The organism is Psychrobacter sp. ANT_H3 (genome assembly GCF_027919975.1).
GTDB lineage: Bacteria > Pseudomonadota > Gammaproteobacteria > Pseudomonadales > Moraxellaceae > Psychrobacter > Psychrobacter maritimus.
In genome coordinates this window covers 1-1,826 of record NZ_JAQISM010000020.1, presented here as the reverse complement: position 1 = coordinate 1,826, position 1,826 = coordinate 1, and the positions used below count along the sequence as shown (strand labels likewise).

Genomic DNA, 1,826 nt, shown 5'->3' with positions numbered 1-1,826 from the left:
CCATAAGAATTTAGCAGACTCTGTTAACGTAGGAGAGTACGCCCCTGAGCTGGATGACCAAGGTTATTACACGCTTCCATATTCAGGTAAATATGAATTACGTATTCTTCAGCCACGTTCTCAAGCTTCTAAAGGAAAAACACCCCCATATTGGCTAGAAGTATCTATTCTATAGGTATATAAGCTTAATAATGGAGAGCATCCTATATTCTGTGTAACAGCCATGTGGCTTTCATCAATAATTACACAAAATGTAGGATGCTCTCAATATTTTTTAAATTAAGTCTCTTTTTAGTTAAAAAAATCTTTAACCAAACATCGCATTCTTTACAATCTTACACTTTGTAAAAGTCAGTCAACTTGGATGTTTTTCTATTACCTATATTATTAAGCCTAACCTATGGACAAACCATTGAAAAAATTTAGCCTAGTATTCTTACCATCATTTTTGTGGGTCGTATTAACTGGGCTAGGATTTGGCTCTCAAAGTTTATCTAATTTGATTGAACTTATAGGAATTTTTATAGTATCTGTGCTGTGTTTATTTAGCCCAGAACGATTTATAAAATACCAATACCTTCTTGTAATACTCTTAATAATCACTGTCTTAGTGCGTTTTTTAACCCCACATATTCCGGAATAATTTCTTTAGGCTTATTAAATCAGTTGGCTATCTTTTATTTGCACTTCTACTAACTGCCTGCCAATCAAGTCTCAAAGTTACTGAACCAAATTCTTCAAAGCCAACATTTACAGTTATACTGAATCAGGGCTATTTAAGGGCAAGTCTCGCTTAGCAAAGAATGGCTCAAGTGATATCAGAGCAAAACTGTATATGCCGGCGCTAGTCGCCATTAAGCATAATCCTGACATTAAGACGCAGTATAAGCGACTGCTTGCTAACGGTAAGTGTAAAATGCAGGCTTTCTGCGCAGTTATGCGTAAGCTTGTGCATATTTGTTTCGGCGTGGTTAAACATCAGCAGCCTTACCAAGCAAGAGTTGATCTAATTAGCACTTGATTTGGCTTTTTTAGGATAGTATCTCTTATACGCTGTCCAGTTTTATTATGCCATTACAGAACGCCGTCTTTAAGATTTATTTCTCACTACTAATCCAAAAAGTCATACGTAGCTTAAACCAGCTTATTGAATATGAGGGTAAGCCCGTGCAAATAAGATGTGACAATGGCCCTGAATATCTTAGTAGTGCGCTCAGAAACTGGGCTTTCGATCAAGTCATCATCTTAATTTAGATTGAATCTCGCAATCTACAGCAAAATGCTTATGTGGAGCGTTTTAACAGAACGATGCGCTATGATTGATTAAATCAAGAACTGTTTGATAACCTAGAGCAAATACGCGAACAAGCAGTAAATTGGTTATACCATTACAATAATGAACGCCCAAACATGGGCAATGGCGGCTTTACGCCGATACAGAAGCTAAATAAGGAAGCGTTATTCTATTTGGTAAGTGTTTTATTGTGGGGATGATTACCCTGCGTTCTCTAGCAACGCTGATAAAAACGCTTTAGACTGGCTATAAGCTCAGTCCATTCAATTAAAATACTCACGCTCAAACACCAGTCTAGGGGATTTTTAAAGAAAGCTTTTAGCTTTAAGACATACAATTATCCTATCCAATCTTTTGTCTAAACCTCAGAGATTCAAGAGTAGCAAGCCATATCAAAGGTAGGATAATCAGCGCAGAGCCTATTAACAAAGTCATATTTGGCACTTCGTTAAACCATATGATTCCGACCACCACCGCCCCTATTAAACCTGAGTATTCCGCACTAGAGACTTTGTACGCTTCAATGTGTCGA

General features: G+C 37.2%; 1 protein-coding gene and 3 pseudogenes. 3 read left to right on the top strand and 1 reads right to left on the bottom strand.

Annotation, left to right across the window (positions count from 1 at the left end; all coding sequences use genetic code 11):
• The 3 genes and pseudogenes from PG901_RS13710 to PG901_RS10715 all read left to right on the top strand — a co-directional run.
• A pseudogene (locus tag PG901_RS13710) lies at window positions 1-175 on the top strand (PPC domain-containing protein); the annotation flags it as partial.
• Window positions 176-748: 573 nt separating this feature from the next.
• Entirely contained in the window at window positions 749-1,021 is a 273-nt protein-coding gene (locus PG901_RS10720; protein WP_201563805.1) for a transposase, read from the top strand.
• 71 nt (window positions 1,022-1,092) lie between these two features.
• A pseudogene (locus PG901_RS10715) lies at window positions 1,093-1,494 on the top strand (integrase core domain-containing protein); the annotation flags it as partial.
• A gap of 142 nt (window positions 1,495-1,636) precedes the next feature.
• On the opposite strand, the pseudogene PG901_RS10710 reads toward PG901_RS10715, so the two are convergent.
• A pseudogene (locus PG901_RS10710) lies at window positions 1,637-1,826 on the bottom strand (DMT family transporter); the annotation flags it as partial.